17 protein-coding genes are annotated in these 16,252 nt (G+C 43.9%); 13 read left to right on the top strand and 4 right to left on the bottom strand.

The annotated features are described in order from the left end of the window. Nucleotides 1–24: 24 nt before the first annotated feature. The gene (locus MHB45_RS17060) at nucleotides 25–762 is read right to left on the bottom strand and encodes an SDR family NAD(P)-dependent oxidoreductase (RefSeq protein WP_340908018.1); all 738 of its coding nucleotides are present in this window, start codon (nucleotides 760–762) and stop codon (nucleotides 25–27) included. A 442-nt stretch (nucleotides 763–1,204) separates the two neighbouring features. Between MHB45_RS17060 and MHB45_RS17055 the strand changes: the two genes are divergently transcribed. The 8 genes from MHB45_RS17055 (at nucleotide 1,205) to MHB45_RS17020 (ending at nucleotide 10,311) form a co-directional block, all read left to right on the top strand. Further along, on the top strand, nucleotides 1,205–2,542 hold the full coding sequence (locus tag MHB45_RS17055; protein ID WP_048682209.1) for an MATE family efflux transporter: 1,338 nt from the start codon (nucleotides 1,205–1,207) through the stop codon (nucleotides 2,540–2,542). 156 nt (nucleotides 2,543–2,698) lie between these two features. Then, nucleotides 2,699–4,111: a dipeptidase PepV gene (gene pepV, locus MHB45_RS17050; protein ID WP_048682212.1), complete on the top strand. Its 1,413-nt coding sequence runs from the start codon at nucleotides 2,699–2,701 to the stop codon at nucleotides 4,109–4,111. Nucleotides 4,112–4,132: 21 nt separating this feature from the next. Continuing rightward, on the top strand, nucleotides 4,133–4,987 hold the full coding sequence (gene dat, locus MHB45_RS17045) for a D-amino-acid transaminase (RefSeq protein ID WP_072273393.1): 855 nt from the start codon (nucleotides 4,133–4,135) through the stop codon (nucleotides 4,985–4,987). A 215-nt stretch (nucleotides 4,988–5,202) separates the two neighbouring features. Beyond that, the gene (locus tag MHB45_RS17040; protein WP_260088765.1) at nucleotides 5,203–6,441 is read left to right on the top strand and encodes an Nramp family divalent metal transporter; all 1,239 of its coding nucleotides are present in this window, start codon (nucleotides 5,203–5,205) and stop codon (nucleotides 6,439–6,441) included. A 186-nt stretch (nucleotides 6,442–6,627) separates the two neighbouring features. Further along, on the top strand, nucleotides 6,628–7,236 hold the full coding sequence (gene thpR, locus MHB45_RS17035) for an RNA 2',3'-cyclic phosphodiesterase (protein ID WP_048682220.1): 609 nt from the start codon (nucleotides 6,628–6,630) through the stop codon (nucleotides 7,234–7,236). A 19-nt stretch (nucleotides 7,237–7,255) separates the two neighbouring features. Then, nucleotides 7,256–8,263 (top strand): hypothetical protein, encoded by a 1,008-nt coding sequence (locus MHB45_RS17030; protein WP_048682223.1) that lies wholly within the window; start codon nucleotides 7,256–7,258, stop codon nucleotides 8,261–8,263. Then, nucleotides 8,175–9,206: a diacylglycerol/lipid kinase family protein gene (locus MHB45_RS17025; protein WP_142398451.1), complete on the top strand. Its 1,032-nt coding sequence runs from the start codon at nucleotides 8,175–8,177 to the stop codon at nucleotides 9,204–9,206. Before MHB45_RS17030 ends, MHB45_RS17025 begins: the two co-directional genes overlap by 89 nt. A 322-nt stretch (nucleotides 9,207–9,528) precedes the next feature. Continuing rightward, nucleotides 9,529–10,311 carry a phosphotransferase family protein gene (locus MHB45_RS17020; RefSeq protein ID WP_048682303.1) on the top strand — a complete coding sequence of 261 codons (783 nt, stop codon included), beginning with the start codon at nucleotides 9,529–9,531 and terminating at the stop codon, nucleotides 10,309–10,311. On the opposite strand, the gene MHB45_RS17015 is transcribed toward MHB45_RS17020, so the two are convergent. Then, nucleotides 10,312–10,587 carry a YtzH-like family protein gene (locus tag MHB45_RS17015; RefSeq protein WP_034309293.1) on the bottom strand — a complete coding sequence of 92 codons (276 nt, stop codon included), beginning with the start codon at nucleotides 10,585–10,587 and terminating at the stop codon, nucleotides 10,312–10,314. It abuts the gene before it with no gap. A gap of 242 nt (nucleotides 10,588–10,829) precedes the next feature. Here MHB45_RS17015 and trmB point away from each other — a divergent pair, with 242 nt between their 5' ends. Next, entirely contained in the window at nucleotides 10,830–11,468 is a 639-nt protein-coding gene (gene trmB, locus MHB45_RS17010) for a tRNA (guanosine(46)-N7)-methyltransferase TrmB (protein WP_072273390.1), read from the top strand. A gap of 124 nt (nucleotides 11,469–11,592) precedes the next feature. Further along, on the top strand, nucleotides 11,593–12,438 hold the full coding sequence (locus tag MHB45_RS17005) for a YtnP family quorum-quenching lactonase (RefSeq protein WP_048682229.1): 846 nt from the start codon (nucleotides 11,593–11,595) through the stop codon (nucleotides 12,436–12,438). A 50-nt stretch (nucleotides 12,439–12,488) separates the two neighbouring features. Here the strand turns inward: MHB45_RS17005 and MHB45_RS17000 are convergent, their stop codons facing one another. Further along, complete coding sequence (locus tag MHB45_RS17000) at nucleotides 12,489–12,806, bottom strand: PepSY domain-containing protein (RefSeq protein WP_034309283.1); 318 nt, start codon at nucleotides 12,804–12,806, stop codon at nucleotides 12,489–12,491. 176 nt (nucleotides 12,807–12,982) lie between these two features. Here MHB45_RS17000 and MHB45_RS16995 point away from each other — a divergent pair, with 176 nt between their 5' ends. The 3 genes from MHB45_RS16995 (at nucleotide 12,983) to MHB45_RS16985 (ending at nucleotide 15,643) form a co-directional block, all read left to right on the top strand. Continuing rightward, nucleotides 12,983–14,056, top strand: coding sequence for a M42 family metallopeptidase (locus tag MHB45_RS16995; RefSeq protein WP_340908017.1), 1,074 nt, complete (start codon nucleotides 12,983–12,985; stop codon nucleotides 14,054–14,056). Nucleotides 14,057–14,137: 81 nt separating this feature from the next. Continuing rightward, complete coding sequence (locus tag MHB45_RS16990) at nucleotides 14,138–14,659, top strand: DUF84 family protein (RefSeq protein ID WP_072273389.1); 522 nt, start codon at nucleotides 14,138–14,140, stop codon at nucleotides 14,657–14,659. Between the two features lie 114 nt (nucleotides 14,660–14,773). Continuing rightward, entirely contained in the window at nucleotides 14,774–15,643 is an 870-nt protein-coding gene (locus MHB45_RS16985; RefSeq protein ID WP_048682241.1) for an AraC family transcriptional regulator, read from the top strand. A gap of 132 nt (nucleotides 15,644–15,775) precedes the next feature. Here MHB45_RS16985 and MHB45_RS16980 read toward each other — a convergent pair whose 3' ends face one another. Beyond that, complete coding sequence (locus MHB45_RS16980; RefSeq protein WP_048682245.1) at nucleotides 15,776–16,225, bottom strand: YtoQ family protein; 450 nt, start codon at nucleotides 16,223–16,225, stop codon at nucleotides 15,776–15,778. Nucleotides 16,226–16,252: the final 27 nt, after the last annotated feature.

Below are 16,252 nucleotides of genomic sequence, written 5' to 3'. Positions count from 1 at the left end.
CGGGATTTTCCATTTCTGCTTTAATTATTGAGCGGAGTATCCGCCGTCGATGACAAGCTCGGCACCAGTTACGTATGAAGCTTCATCGGATGCTAGATAAAGCACGGCATTTGCAATATCCGCCGGCTGACCTAAACGTTGTAATGGAGTTGCCTTGATCATTTGGTTCACTAGCTCTTTTGATTCTTCTAATTTTTGAGTCATCGGTGTTTCGATGATACCAGGGAATACGGCATTGACACGGACGCCCATACGGCCATATTGCGTTGCGGCAGCCTTTGAAATAGCACGAACGGCACCTTTTGAAGCTGAATAAGAGTTTAAGCCCATTCCGATTTGCGCAGTAAAGGAAGAAATGTTTACAACTGCACCACCTTTACCTTCTTTAGCCATGTGAGGAACAACGTGTTTCATTCCAAGGAATGGTCCAAATCCATTGATGCCTAACATTAGCTGCCAATCGGCCAATGTCGTATCGTTAATGCCTTTTTCCGTTGAGATACCGGCATTGTTTACCAAAATGTCGATTTTGCCAAATTTAGCGATAACTTCATCCGTCACCTTTTTCCAGCTTTCGTCTGAAGATACATCAAGTACAGTTCCATGGACGTTAGCCAGTTCATTCACGGCAGCTACAGCTTTTTCATTGATATCGGCAGCAATGACTTGTGCTCCTTCTTTTGTGAATAGGTCTACCATTTCCCTGCCCATACCAGATGCACCGCCAGTGATAATGGCTACTTTATCAGTCAATCTTCCCATCATGATCACTCCTAATTGGTTGTTATAATGATGAATGTATGTTCAAGCATAGTTCAAAAGTTATATGATCAACGAGCATTACTATAACTCTTTCAAGAATCGTCAAGGATTTTATTTTCCGGCTTGCGAAATGCCTTTTTCTTGCTGGATAAAAATGGACTTCCCATAACCCCTGCGGGTTGAAAGCGATATCAATCTTTCAATTTTCAAATTTTGATACGTAAATGATCCAGATTTAAAATGGCTTTTACCCGTTCTATTTAAAACGTTCCACAAGTAATCTTGTAGAGGCATCTCTTGCATGTTGGGGAGCACCATATGTACAATTCTATTGATTAAAATTGAATACTGCAATCTTTTTGTACTTTAAATACAAATTTTTATAACGACATTCCATTTCTAACTTTTCAGAACTTTTATGTACATAGGAGGTCATCATTTTATGAATAATAGAGTATATCTTTCCTTGGCCATCCCGCTTACGATTTCGACAATGAGTACCCCCTTGCTCGGTGCGGTCGATACGGCTGTGGTTGGAAAGTTGAGTGATCCCGCTTATATTGGCGGGGTGGCTGTCGGAACGATAATCTTTAATACGATGTATTGGCTTTTTGGTTTTCTTCGGGTCAGTACATCTGCCTTCGCTGCACAAGCGGAAGGGGCAAGGGATGAAAAGCAAACCCTGATGTCCTTGATTCGGCCTTTTTTCATTGCAGCGATCATCGGTCTGCTTTTTATCGTGATCCAAAAGCCCATTTTGAATGTATCGTTAGGCGCAATCGGTCCGGAATCGGATGTTTCCGCCTTTGCCGCAGATTATTTCGGCATCAGGATATGGGGCGCACCATTTGCTCTATTGAATTATGTCATCTTAGGCTGGTTAATGGGGAAATCGAGGATAAAAACGTCTTTGTTCATTCAAGTTTTCATGAACGTGATGAATATAATCTTATGCCTCGTTTTCGTTAATGGCTTTTCATGGTCTGTATCAGGGGTTGCTGCCGCTACACTGATATCAGAGATTTCCGCTTTTTTACTGGGCTTGTGGGTCATCCGGAAAGCGGTTAACGTACCGGATTCTTTTTCAATCCGGGAGGGGTTCGATCGGGCTTCCCTGAAAAAAATGATGGTGGTCAACAGGGATTTATTCATCAGGACCATTTGCCTGATCACGGTTTTCAATCTTTTTACGGCCAAGGGAGCGACTTTCGGGACAGAGACCCTGGCGGCCAATGCCGTACTCATTCAAATCCATTACCTGATGGCCTATTGCTTTGATGGCTTCGCGAACGCGTCAAGCCTTCTGGTCGGGAAGGCGATTGGTTCGAGAGATATAAACCTTTATAAAAAAACACTCTCACTATCGGCGCGGTGGGGCTTGTATGCCTCGTTCATACTTGCCGCATCTTACTATCTTTTCAGCGATGAGGTCATTCTCTTATTCACGGATATTCCCGGCGTCATCGAATTGGCCCATGAATATGGACTTTGGATAGTCCTATTCCCATTCAGTGCCTTTATCGGACTCATTTTTTATGGAGTGTTTACCGGTGCGACTGAAGCCGTTCCAGTAAGGAACTCGATGCTTCTGGCACTGATGGCTTTTTTAATAGTCCAATTCGCAACAGTCAGCAATCATGGCAATCATGGTTTATGGCTTGCATTCCTGGCTTTCAGTTTAGGACGTTCTTTGTTTTTAGCATTATATATCCCAAGACTGAACAGAAAAGTAACAGTGTTAATGAATGACGATAGTCTAATGAAATCATCCTCTTTTTAATAAAAGAGGGTGTTTTTTTATTTTTGTAAGGAATTTTATCGGTAGTTTGATGTTAGCAATATTGCGGGAATACGAAGAATAGGTAGCAAGGCTTGGCGAATGTGGTAGTAAAAGTGATAAAATGAAAAATATATATAAAAGAGGAGTTGTCATATTTTGAGTGAATTGAATTGGCGAGAAGAAGTTGAAAAACGGAAAATGGACTTATTGCTTGACACACAAAACTTATTGAAAATAAAAAGTGTACTTGATGAAGAACACCCGACAGAGGAGGCCCCACTCGGTAAAGGGGTGAAGGAAGCGCTTGATTTCATGCTTCAATTAGGCGAAAAAGACGGTTTTACTGTGAAAAATGTCGATAATGTCGCTGGTCATATCGAAATGGGGGAAGGCGAGGAGTTAATCGGGATTTTATGCCATGTCGACGTGGTACCAGAGGGAGATGGCTGGAGTTCGGATCCGTTTGGCGCTGAAATCCGCAATGGCCGCATATATGCCCGTGGGGCAATCGATGATAAAGGGCCGACTATGGCTGCCTATCATGCGATGAAGCTGGTCCGGGAGCTAGGAGAACCTTTGAACAAACGTGTGAGGATGATCATTGGAACCGATGAAGAATCGAACTGGCGCTGCGTTGACCGGTACTTTGAAGTGGAGGAAATGCCTTCGATCGGCTTCGCACCAGATGCTGACTTCCCGATCATCAGTGCGGAAAAAGGAATCTGGGATTTCTCGGTTATCCATCCTGCCGATGCAGGAAATGGCACGAACTCAGACGTGAATGTCATCGAGTTTTCTTCAGGTCGAAGGACGAATATGGTACCGGATTTTGCGACGGCTATTGTGGAAACGGACAACACTGCTGAAGTGGCTGCAAACTATCAGGATTATTTGCAAAAGTACTCATTGGAGGGGCAAGCCGTTCCGCAAAAAAATCAAGTGCTGCTTGAAATGAATGGTGTTTCGGCACACGCGATGGAGCCGAACAACGGAAGAAATGCAGGTCTGCATTTAGCCGTATTTTTAGCTGATCTCACTCTTGATCCGCATGCGAAAGCCTACTTCACTTTCATCAAGGATCGTTTGTTCGAAGATTCCCGCGGAAATAATTTAGGTGTGGCGTATTCGGATGAGCAAACAGGAGAATTGACGATCAATGCCGGCGTTTTCAATTATTCTAAACAAGGCGACAGCTCGATCGGTTTCAGCATGCGTTATCCGGTCACGTTTGAGTGGGAACAGCAAAAGGCGGCGCTGGAAGAAAGGCTTGCGGCATATAATTTGAAAGTGAAGACCAATTCGCATTCAACTCCGCATTATGTGGACAGTGAAAGCTTCTTGATCAAGACGTTGCAGGAAGTGTATGAAGCGGAGACAGGTGATAAAGCCGAGCTTCTTTCGATTGGCGGCGGCACATATGCCCGTTCATTGAAAGAAGGCGTTGCATTTGGCCCGCTTTTCCCAGGCAGCGAAGACATTGCGCATCAGAAAGATGAATATATTGATATTGGGGATATGCTTAAGGCTACGTCCATTTATGCACGTGCCATTCATGAATTGGCTAAATAAGAAGCAAAGAGGGAGAAAGACATGGGAAAAATCATTTTTAACGGCGACCTTAAAAGCAGGTCCGAAGTAAAGGTAGATATTGAAGACCGGGGATATCAATTCGGTGATGGCGTCTATGAAGTCATCCGGGTTTATAATGGCGAATTATTTACGGAGGATATGCATCTGAACCGGCTGATCGACAGTGCGAAGTTGATTCAGATGAAAGTTCCCTTTACCATCGCGGAAATCAAAAACCGCATGAAAGAGCTGATCGCTGAAAATCAACTGAAGGACGGTATCGTCTATATGCAGCTGACAAGAGGAGTATCTGCGCGTACACACTCTTTTCCAACTGCAGAGGTTGAACCGGCCTTTGTCGCCTATACAAAGGAAATGCCTTATACAGGCAAAATGAAGCCAGGGGTCAATGCTGTTACCACCGACGATATACGCTGGCTGCGCTGTAATATCAAGAGTTTAAATCTACTGGGAAATATAATGGCTAAACAGCAAGCGGTGGAAGCCGGCTGTGATGAAGCGATCCAGCATCGTGATGGTACGGTGACGGAGGGAAGTTCGTCAAATGTCTCAATCGTGGTGGATGGTCAACTTAAAACGCATCCGGCCACAAACTTGATCCTGAATGGAATTACCCGTCAGGTGATGCTGAAGCTTTGCGCTGATCATGGGATTCCCTATGTCGAAGAAGCCTTCACGGTCGAGGACATGATGGCAGCCGATGAAGTTCTTTATACAAGCACTAGCGTCGAAGTGACACCCATCATTAATATCGATGGCCAATCGATTGCAGCCGGGGAACCCGGTCCGATAACTCAAAGACTGCAAAAACTGTTTTCCGAGGAAATCGAGAAGCAATGCGGTTCCGTTAAATAGAGGAATGCCCCTTTGCCACTAATGGCAAGGGGGTTTTTTTATCTGTGTAGCCGGAAGCGAGATGGCCTTTCCCCGAATTCCCGATCACGTTAATTACATCGATATGCAATCCTCTCTTTTGACATTTTAAAAAACCAGGAATATACTTGCTAATAACCTAAAAAGTTTACCTATTGCAACAATTTGAGTTACGTGTAAAAGGAGTAGAAATAGATATGTCCGATGTGTTGCATCAATCTTCTTCGAGAGGAATAAAAAATCTGCTTCCCTATCTGGGGCCTGCCTTCATAGCAGCTGTTGCCTATATTGATCCAGGGAATTATGCGACCAATATTACAGCCGGATCTAAATATGGCTATACGTTATTATGGGTTATCTTCGCCTCCAATTTAATGGCTGTGCTAATCCAATCACTATCAGCTAAATTGGGGATAGCCACTGGAAAGAACCTTCCGGAGCTATGCAGGGAAAAATTTTCGAAAAAAACATCTTTCTTATTATGGATTCAGGCTGAAGCCGTTATAATGGCAACCGACCTAGCTGAATTCATAGGAGCCGCACTAGGGATTTATTTACTATTTGACTTACCGTTGATCACATCGGCAATCATAGCAGGGATTGGTTCCTTTGCCATTCTGGAAATCCAGCGCAGGGGATATCGAACATTCGAAGCCCTGATCACGGTCATGATATTTGTCGTTGTGATAGCTTTTGGCGCTCAAGTTTTTTATGCAAAACCTGACACTTCAGCCGTTGTTTTAGGACTCTTCACTCCGAAATTCGACGGAGTGGACAGCATTTTACTATCGGCCGGCATGCTTGGAGCCACCGTTATGCCACATGCGATATACCTCCATTCCTCTTTGACTCAAAGACGGATAGTCGGAGTAAACGATTTGGAAAGAAAAAGGATTTATCGTTTTGAGCTAATTGACATTGTCATCGCCATGTTGATTGCAGGTGCGATCAATGCCGCCATGGTCATCGTTTCAGCTGCCCTATTTCATAAGAATGGAGCACTAGTGGAGGACTTGGATGTTGCCTATCAACAATTCGGGGCCATGATTGGACCATCAGTCGCGATGTTCTTCGGAATAGGATTATTATTTGCCGGTTTATCGAGCTCATCCGTTGGTGTAATGACAGGTGATGTTGTCATGCAAGGATTCATTAAAAGACATATTCCGATTTATTTAAGAAGGGTCATTACTACCGTCCCGCCCCTGCTCATAATATTATGGGGAGTGAATCCATCCAAAGCGCTTGTGATGAGCCAAGTTGTACTCTCGTTTGGCATCGCGTTTGCCTTAGTGCCATTGATCATGTTTACAAGCAATAAAAAAATCATGGGCAGCCTGGTCAACCATAAAATCACCTCGGGCGCCGCTTGGCTTATAGCTGTACTTATTATTGGACTGAACTTGTTCCTGCTTTACGAAACACTGTTCAGCTAACATGGAAATGGCAGGGGAGGACCGATTCTTGGTCCTTTTTTGCTGTGTTTTTCGTTAATCGACCAGCCCGAAAAAATATATCCCGGACCTGCGTATGATCCGTGGGGCTTCGTTCATAGTATGGTAGATTAGGGATATTCCTGTGGAGGGAATATTTATTAGGAAGCCCAGGAAAAGGTATAGGCAATGGGAATTATGGTAAAATTAAAGGGAAAACAGGAAGGAATGGAAGTGACCATGAATACTCATTTTTTCTTTGCTTTAGTATTGCCTGATGATATTAAGGCCTATTTAAATGCTGTTACGGAACAACTAAAGCCAGACTTTCCATTTAAGAAATGGCTGCATCCAGCCGATTATCATATTACGATGGCATTTTTGGGCAATGCTCCCGATACATTGAAAGAGGATGCTTTGGGGCGTGTGGGAAGCGTGCTTGCCAATGAGGCCTCATTCGGCTTGGAGCTCGGCGATATTGGCGGTTTCGGCAAGAGTGACAGTCCAAGGATTCTTTGGGCAGGCGTCAAGCAGCAAGAAAGGCTTTTTTCCATTCAAAGGAAAGTCTATAATTCCTGTATCGAAGCGGGTTTTGAACTTGATAAAAAGCCGTTTAAGCCTCATATTACACTGGCAAGAAAATTCGAGGGGGAAAATCCCTTTTCGCTGGAGGGCGTTCGCCAGATGGCGAATGTGCAGGATAAGCATTTTGAAGCAGATCAGGTTGCGTTATATCAAACACATCTTGGAGCTTCCCCTTCATACGAGAAGATTTTCACGATAAACCTCCAAAAATAGAAAGATGGGTGGTGGTCGAATGGCACAGCTCATAAAGATGCAAGATTATATTTCCCGGTATGAGCAGGATATTTATCGTTATCCTACCCAATTTGCACGGTTGAAAAAACAGCAATGGGATAGATTGAAGGCTGCTTATAATGCGGGTGACCTAGATCAGTTGTATAGCGAACATACTGAAAGTGAAACACAGGTCAAACTTGATCCGCCTCAGGAAGATTCGAAGCGCCTGTTTAAAAAGGTGAAAGGCATATTCCGCCGGACAGGTAAACAGGAGTCAGAGGCGGAAGAACTGCCGGTGCCGAACCAGATTGAAGATACTAATGTTTTTTCATTAAGATTTCCGTTCCGGCCAGCCAGTCTCGATGAATTAAAGCAAAATTTTTTAAATCAATTGCTTCGTTTTCAAATGAAATGGGGGAGTTCGACGCTTCGTGAAAAGTCATTTGTGGACCAATCATTCTTTTTGGATGAGAGGCTCCGCTTTTTTCTGCAGCGTTTTCCGGATACGTTTCTCGTATTATATAAACCTATCTTTCTTTTGAAAAATGCGCCTGTTGAAGTCGAAGTCATTTTATTGACCCCGGTTGATGCTTGGTGCATCACATTTCTGGAAGCGGAAGAAGACGCTGCTTTCATCGGGTCAAGTGAACGGTTCTGGGTCCGCAGGCATCATAAGCACCCTGATAAAAAAGTGCTCAATCCTTTGCTTGGTGCAAATCGGATGACGAACATCGTCTCCCAGTTATTTGAGCTATATGGAGTGAACATGCCGATTAAAAAGGTGATTTTATCCCGGAATGGATATGTCGATTATCCCGAAGCCCCTTATGATATTACGATATTGGACAAACGGACCTTCCCGGAATGGTTCGAAAGGATGCGGGCCATATCGTCTCCGCTCAAGGCACAGCAGTTAAAAGGGGCACAGGCTTTGCTTGAATATTGCCAAACTACATCCAGCCTGCGCCCTGAATGGGAAGCGGAGTATAACCAAACGGATGGAAATCAGCATGCCGCACCTTAAAGAAACGGTGTATTTCATTGTCAATCCAATGGCAGGAAGTGGAGAGAGTTTGAAGGTTTGGAAAAAAGCCGAGAAAATACTGCAATCAAAAGCTGTTCCCCATGAGGTGTTTTTTACACGGGAAAAGGGGCATGCGCTAAGATTGACGATGGAGATCCTATCAGGGACGAAGCAGGATACCCGGATGATCGCTGTCGGGGGAGATGGCACGATCAATGAAATGATAAATGGCGCCATTGGTTTCCCCCACGCTATCATCGGCTCCCTTGCGGCTGGATCGGGCAATGATTATGTAAGGGGCATTCAAAAAACCGAGAGTGTGGAAGAAGCTCTTTCTTTATTTCAGGATAATGCCTTTAGTGCCATTGATATCGGACAGTTCGAGACGAATGGCAAGATGGGGTATTTCGTGAACAGCCTTGGAATGGGCATTGATGCTGAAATTTCCGATGAAGCGGAACGTTCCCCCCTGAAAAAATGGTTTAATTTTGTCAGAGCGGGTAAATTAATTTATCTGTTCATTTTTATAAAAAAGATAGTGACTTACAAGCCCGGCTGCATGGAATTGATCATTGATGGAGACCGGCATCTTTTGAAAAAGGTTTGGTTCATCGTCATTGCGAACCAGTCCTATTTTGGCGGCGGGATGAAAATTTCACCGATGTCGAAGCTGGATGATGGCAGGTTGAACGTGATTGCGGTCCATGATATTCCTTTGTTGAAATTATTGACCGTCTTCATCACCGTTTTATGGGGCGGTCACCTGAACATTAAAAATGTTGATTCTTTTTCCGGTAAAATGATAAAAATGAAGAATGAAGGGTCAGTGAAAATCCAGTCTGATGGGGAAATTGTTGGTAGGAACGAAGTAGCTGCAGTGGTTCTGAAAGAGAAATTGCGCGTCATGTTACAGGCTGATAACCGATACAAAAATATGAAATGATTTATTTGTTTTTGTTTTATGCGTATAATCGTTTTATAGTACTTGACGAAGAAACCGTTTTTCAACTAAAATTTAATTTATGGCTATTGTTTAATTGCTCAATAGCTATATGGCTATTGTTTAATTGCTCAATAGCTATTTTTTTATTTCTCTAAAATGAGGATGTTTTTAATTGCGGGTATCATCCCGATGCAAGTATATATGCAGCTTCGCCAGCAGGCGGATTTTTTATAAAACATGGACTCAAAGTAGTGGTAATACATACACTAGGTGAACGTACCCACATTTGTATGATTAAGCGAGGAAATCGAAGGTGAACCAGTTGGAACATTTATTAGGTCAGGAGTGGGATATATCCCCTGCTGGAGGAGCTACGGGAGAAGCCTTTATTGCCGAGAAAGAGGGGCAGAAGCTCTTCCTTAAACGAAATTCATCGCCATTTTTAGCTGTTCTTTCAGCTGAGGGCATTGTTCCAAAGTTAATGTGGACAAAACGCCTGGAAAATGGGGATGTAATTACGGCCCAGCATTGGATGGAAGGCAGGGAGCTATCTCAGCAGGAAATGAACAATATAAGAGTCGCAAAGCTGCTTCAAAAAATTCATCAATCCGATCCTTTGTTAAGCATGCTCAAAAGGCTTGGGAAATCCCCTTTACGACCTGAAAGTATACTTACAGACATAGAAACCGGGTTATCTTCGGATGTTACGGACATTCCGATTATCAAACAGGCCATCCATTTTTTACAGAACAATCTCCTGTTGATTGAATGCGACGAAAAAGTCGTCTGTCATTGTGATGTGAACCACAATAATTGGCTCATGACAGAAACGGACGGATTGTTCCTGATTGATTGGGACGGAGCGGTCATAGGCGATCCGGCCATTGACCTCGGCATACTCCTTTATTCATATGTCCCGAGGGAAGAATGGAATCAATGGCTTGCCCGTTACGGCAAGAAGCTTGACGCAGGCCTGGAGATGAGGATGAAATGGCACACGGTTTCACAACTTGTGCTTTCCATCCAATGGCATCATCGCAGGAAGCGGTACGAGGAAAGAAATGAATTACTGCAAAAACTGGAAGCGTTATTGATGTTCAGCTGATCAGAATTGATCTATATCATCCACCCACTGGGACAGGTCGTTCTGGTGGGTTGAAATATGTGCATCTAAATCGGCGGTACCGATGCCCGTCTGGCTGTATTCGTAAATCTCCGTCAGTATCGTTTTCACATTGCTGTCAATTTCCATATTGATCATTAAGGATTTGACGAGCCTTTCAACCTGTTCACATTCAGAAACGGATCCGCAGCAGTCTGTTTGGTGGTTGGTCAATATATCTTTCAATAGTGACATTTGGTGTTCATGGGAAAGCGGCATATAATACCTCTCCTTTCTTAAACATGGATTCAAGGGATACCCAGGTGGTACTCGCCTGCCCTTCACTTATTTATGGTGTGTTTTGCTGAAAGTTTTATACATGAAAACTACAGTGACTGTCGCCTGGATGGCCGGCAGTTTTTTTATTTGATCAGTGGGTGTTTCCTGAAAAAATCAACTTGCAGGAATCCATACACTCGTGTTATGGTTTGAACGATTATATTATAAATAGGGGTGTCATCATGCGTTTAAGAAATAAACCTTGGGCTGAAGACCGTTTGAATGATTTTCCACAATATGTAATTCAGCAGCCGGTGAGCCATAAAGGTAAATGGCATGAAGTTTTCGGAAACGATAATCCGTTATATATTGAAGTGGGTACGGGAAAAGGCCGTTTCATCACAGAAATGGCAAAGGCCCATCCTAATGTGAATTTCATTGGAATTGAAGTATATGGAAGCGTCATTGTCGCAGCATTGGACTTGCTGATTGAAGCGGATGTTCCAAATTTAAAGCTGTTGAATGTTGACGCAGCGAACTTAGGGGACTATTTTGCAAAAGGTGACGTGGATCGCGTCTACTTGAATTTCTCTGATCCATGGCCGAAATCACGTCATGCAAAACGTCGGTTAACATATAAGACCTTCCTCGAAGTATATGAAGGCATCCTGCCGGACAAAGGCGAGATTCACTTCAAGACGGATAATCAAGGGTTATTCGAATCTTCCTTGAAAAGTATTTCCGAATACGGCATGCTCTTGAAATTTGTAAGCCTTGATTTGCATAACAGCAGTTTTGAAGGCAACATCATGACTGAATATGAAGAAAAGTTCTCGAGTAAAGGCAATCGGATATACCGATTGGAAGCAATGTTCCAATAATCAACGATCAGAAACCAGGTGCACAGCATCTGGTTTTTTTGTTTATGATTTACGGGATGACTTGATTGTTATCAATTTCAATATATGGAAGCGGGTGTTAAACTAAAGGCAGAGGAGGGGTAAAATGGAAACGATGCAAATAGGGGAAATAAAATTAACATGGTTGAATGGCGGTGTGACACACTTGGATGGCGGTGCGATGTTCGGTGTTGTACCGAAACCGCTTTGGTCCAAGAAGTATCCCGTTAACGAAAATAACCAAATCGAGTTACGTACGGATCCGATTTTGGTGCAGGCCAATGGATTGAATATGCTTATAGATTCCGGTATTGGCAATGGAAAGATGAATGACAAGCAGAAACGGAATTTTGGGGTGACGGAGGAATCCAATCTTGTCGAAGATCTTGGCAGACTTGGAATTCAGCCAAATGATATCGATTACATTTTAATGACCCATCTACATTTCGATCATGCCTGCGGGTTGACGAAACGTGAAGGTGAAACTTGGGTGCCCGTTTTCGAGCGTGCAGAAATCATCACGACCAAAACGGAATGGGCGGAAATGAAAAACCCGAATATTCGTTCAAAAAGTACATATTGGTCAGAAAACTGGGAGGCTGTAGCTTCTCTTGTACGTCCTTTTGAAGGGGAACAGGAAATTACGGCTGGCATTAAAATGATCCATACCGGGGGGCATAGTGATGGACATGCGATCATCATCATGGAAGATGGCGGGGATAGATTGATCCACATGGCAGATATCATGCCGACGCACGCGCATGCGAATGTCCTCTGGGTCCTCGCTTATGATGATTATCCCATGACTTCCATCGAGGCGAAGGAAAAGTGGATGAAATCCGGACTGGAAAATGGGTCCTGGTATAGCTTCTACCATGATGCCCAATACTGTGCCATCAAATGGGATGCAACGGGTAAGGAGATACTAGCCGAATTGAAACGGAAGCGTTAAGAAGGAAAGCAAAAGGAGGACGTCATCTTGACGGCCCTCCTTTTTTTGTTTCAATCATTTTGTGCATTAAGCTCCAATATCGTTCCTGTCGAGGCATCTGCAACAAATTCGAATTGCTCGCGTTTACCTTCTGTATTTCTGGTGATCCCGCCTTTGTACACTTCATAGTCCAAATCGTTTTTTGTATAGTTCTCCGGCTTCATCAAGATCCATGAGCCATATATATTTCCGTCCTTTTTGACTGTTTCCTTCACTTGGGCCAAGACTTTATCGGGAGAAGGTTTACTTGATTGATCCAATAATTGTTTTGCTGCATAGCCAGCAGCAAACCCGGCTGCAGTACCTAGTAAAAACGTTTTCCAATTCATTGATTTCTCCTCCATTGCATTTTATAAAATCACTTCTTCTAGTATACAGAAGAACGCTTTATTTGACTAATAATTTGAAATTTTACCCATAAACTGATAAATTAGAACTTTCTAGTGTAACATGATGCTAAGTTTTGTAAAATAGAAAGAAACAATACATAGTTAGGGGTAGAAAAATGAATCATGAGACTTTGGAGCTTTTTAAAACATTGACGGAATTACCGGGAGCCTCGGGAAATGAACATGCAGTTCGGAGTTTCATGAAGAGTGAGTTGGAAAAGTATTCGGATGAAATCGTCCAAGATCGCCTTGGCGGAATATTTGGGGTAAAAAGAGGCAATGAGGATGGGCCGACCGTCCTGGTTGCCGGGCACATGGATGAAGTGGGATTCATGGTCACATCCGTAACTGAAAATGGAATGATCCGCTTTCAGACCCTAGGAGGCTGGTGGAGCCAAGTGCTTTTGGCACAAAGAGTCGAGATCATAACCGATAACGGTCCCGTCATTGGTGTCATCGGTTCGATTCCGCCCCATTTGCTTGATGAATCGCAACGCTCAAAACCAATGGATATCAAAAATATGCTGATTGACATTGGAGCGGATGATAAAGAAGATGTGAAGAGAATCGGTATTAAGCCCGGTCAGCAGATTGTACCGATTTGTCCATTCACGCCGATGGCCAATGAGAAGAAAATCCTCGCAAAAGCGTGGGATAATCGTTATGGCTGCGGACTTGCGATTGAATTGTTAAAAGATTTAAAAGGTGAAACGCTGCCGAATGTCTTATATTCCGGGGCAACCGTGCAGGAGGAAGTGGGATTACGGGGTGCGCAAACTGCAGCTCATATGATCAAACCGGATCTTTTCTTTGCTTTGGATGCAAGTCCGGCGAACGATATGTCCGGCAGTAAAAGTGAATTTGGCCAGTTGGGAAAAGGGGCACTGCTCCGCATTTTTGATCGTTCGATGGTTACGCATCGCGGCATGAGGGAATTCATCCTTGATACGGTCGAATCGAATGAGATTCCGTATCAATATTTCGTTTCCCAGGGCGGCACGGATGCAGGGCAAGTCCATATTGCAAACGAAGGCATTCCAAGCGGGGTGATTGGCATTTGTTCCCGCTATATTCATACACATGCATCCATGATTCATATTGATGATTATGCCGCTGCCCGTGAACTGATAGGGAAATTGGTTCGTTCCTGTGATAAAACGACATTCGAGACCTTGATAAAAAACGGTTGATGGAGGAAGCTGAAATGGAAAGGGATGCTGTCATAATCCTTTTCCATCAGCTTTTTTTTACATAGAAGGAAGGTAATTATATTGAAAATAGCAGTAGGAAGTAAGAATCCCGCGAAAGTAAGTGCCGTGCTTGGTGTATATGAAGATGCTGAAATCATTTCGCTTCAAGTGGGGAGCGGGGTTCCGGAACAGCCTTTTTCAGACGAGGAAACGATGGAGGGGGCCATGACACGTGCCCGGAATTGCTTGATTCACAGTGATGCCGATGTGGGCATCGGACTTGAAGGCGGTGTCGTGAAAATGGGACAAGCCCTGTTTCTGTGTAATTGGGGCGCAATGGCCACGAGGGACGGTGAGGTCTTTGTAGCTGCCGGAGCGAGAATCCCGGTTCCGGGAATCGTTGCCGGGAAGCTGCTGGAGGGTGAAGAGTTGGGCCCGGTGATGGACGCCTTCACAAAGCAAGAGAATATTAGCAAAAAGGAAGGGGCGATCGGCGTATTTACAAATGAGCGAATCACCAGGGGCGAAATGTTCCTTCATATCATGAGGATGCTAGCCGGTCAACACGAATATAAGCTGAAAATGAGAAAGCACGATTTATGAATCACTGTCATGGAAAGGCGTCTTCGAATGGAACGAACACTGCCAAAACTGAGCAGAATAGGACAGGGTTTTATTGAGCGGTCTTGCTACTATAGTGACAGGGGGTGAGCGGATATGGGGTGGGTAGAGTCAATCCAAAAGGCCATCGACTATATCGAAGAGCACTTATTGGAGGACCTTACGATCGAGAGCATTTCCAGGCAGGCGAATGCTTCGGCTTTTCATTTTCAACGGACCTTCACCATTTTAACGGATATTTCCATTGGTGAATATATCCGGCGTCGAAGACTGACTTTAGCGGCCCAGGAGATATCATCCGCAAATGGCAAGGTCATTGATTTAGCCTACAAGTACGGCTATGACACCCCCGAGGCATTCTCAAAAGCTTTTCGAAGGCAGCATGGGGTTTCTCCAAGCGAAGCGCGAAAGTATATGGGGAAGCTGAAATTCTATGAACGCCTGATGATACAGGTCATTCTGAAAGGGGCAAAACCGATGAAATACAATATCCTTGAAAGGGATTCCTTTCAATTGATTGGAATCAAGCAAGAGTTTTCCTTGGTTAATGAAGAGAATTTGATTGGGATTCCAAAGTTGTGGGAGAAAGTCAATTCGAATGGAACAGGAGATAGGTTAGCGAAGTTGAACAATGGCCAAATAGATGGCTTGCTTGGTGTATGTGTCGATAAGCGGGCTGTGGAAAAAACTGAAACGATGGATTATTGGATAGGTGCAGAGTATGCCGGGAAAGTGCCTGAAGAGTTTTCGACCCTTACGATACCGGCTTCCAAGTGGGTTGTATTTGAAGTTCACGGACCTATGCCTGATAGCATGCAACAAGCTTGGAAGCGGATTTTTTCCGAATGGTTCCCTACAAGCGGTCATGAACATGCCGGAACTCCTGAATTGGAAGTATACGACAATGCGGATGCTTCAAACCCTGACTATTACTCCGAAATTTGGATTCCGATTAAAAAGGGATAGTATTCAACCATCAAAATCAATCGTTATTCGCTTGCAGGGGGTTAGGCATCTAATTTGCCCCTGCAAGCTTTTTTATTTGTAAATATGAAATGATCAGCCCTTCATTCTTGTACTGGTTAAGGACAGGGAGATTTACAGGCCGTCTTCAAAAATATAAGAAAGTACCTTCATGGCCTGGTTCACGGATTCGACCGTGACACTCGCCTTTTCCGATAATTCCTTTAAGGCATGGTGATGGGTTTCCGGCCGAATCAAAATAAGCGGTTTTCCCAGGGAAATGGCGGTGCTTGCGTCCATGGCAGTATTCCACTGCTTGTATTTCTCGCCAAACAGAGCGACGACAAGATCGGCTTTTTTCATCAAAAGACCTGTCCGCAAATTATTGATTTGGGAAGCGGCTGCATCCTTCAGGATAGGATTCGGCTGTTCCCCGAGGACATCTTCACCGATATTATCGGAGCGTTCATGATTTTCCATCGGGCCGACGAATTCTAATGGAAGCTTCAGTGCAGCGGCCTTATCTCTCAACTCACTTCTCCAATTTGAATGGATTTCCCCAGCAAGATAAACGGTTAACTTCATTGTTTTCCTCCTCGATATTAAAATTGC

Origin of the sequence: Peribacillus sp. FSL K6-5616 (assembly GCF_038008245.1) — a bacterium.
Lineage (GTDB): Bacteria > Bacillota > Bacilli > Bacillales > DSM-1321 > Peribacillus > Peribacillus frigoritolerans.
The sequence above is the reverse complement of the archived record's forward strand: the minus strand, read 5'-3'. Positions and strand labels throughout refer to the sequence as shown.

Excerpts from the sequence above, each read along its gene's own strand:
- MHB45_RS17060 (WP_340908018.1), bottom strand. The coding sequence starts at position 762 with ATGGGAAGATTGACTGATAAAGTAGCCATTATCACTGGCGGTGCATCT.
- MHB45_RS17055 (WP_048682209.1), top strand. The coding sequence starts at position 1,205 with ATGAATAATAGAGTATATCTTTCCTTGGCCATCCCGCTTACGATTTCG.
- dat (WP_072273393.1), top strand. The coding sequence starts at position 4,133 with ATGGGAAAAATCATTTTTAACGGCGACCTTAAAAGCAGGTCCGAAGTA.
- MHB45_RS17040 (WP_260088765.1), top strand. The coding sequence starts at position 5,203 with ATGTCCGATGTGTTGCATCAATCTTCTTCGAGAGGAATAAAAAATCTG.
- thpR (WP_048682220.1), top strand. The coding sequence starts at position 6,628 with ATGGGAATTATGGTAAAATTAAAGGGAAAACAGGAAGGAATGGAAGTG.
- MHB45_RS17030 (WP_048682223.1), top strand. The coding sequence starts at position 7,256 with ATGGCACAGCTCATAAAGATGCAAGATTATATTTCCCGGTATGAGCAG.
- MHB45_RS17015 (WP_034309293.1), bottom strand. The coding sequence starts at position 10,587 with ATGCCGCTTTCCCATGAACACCAAATGTCACTATTGAAAGATATATTG.
- trmB (WP_072273390.1), top strand. The coding sequence starts at position 10,830 with ATGCGTTTAAGAAATAAACCTTGGGCTGAAGACCGTTTGAATGATTTT.
- MHB45_RS17005 (WP_048682229.1), top strand. The coding sequence starts at position 11,593 with ATGGAAACGATGCAAATAGGGGAAATAAAATTAACATGGTTGAATGGC.
- MHB45_RS17000 (WP_034309283.1), bottom strand. The coding sequence starts at position 12,806 with ATGAATTGGAAAACGTTTTTACTAGGTACTGCAGCCGGGTTTGCTGCT.
- MHB45_RS16995 (WP_340908017.1), top strand. The coding sequence starts at position 12,983 with ATGAATCATGAGACTTTGGAGCTTTTTAAAACATTGACGGAATTACCG.
- MHB45_RS16985 (WP_048682241.1), top strand. The coding sequence starts at position 14,774 with ATGGGGTGGGTAGAGTCAATCCAAAAGGCCATCGACTATATCGAAGAG.
- MHB45_RS16980 (WP_048682245.1), bottom strand. The coding sequence starts at position 16,225 with ATGAAGTTAACCGTTTATCTTGCTGGGGAAATCCATTCAAATTGGAGA.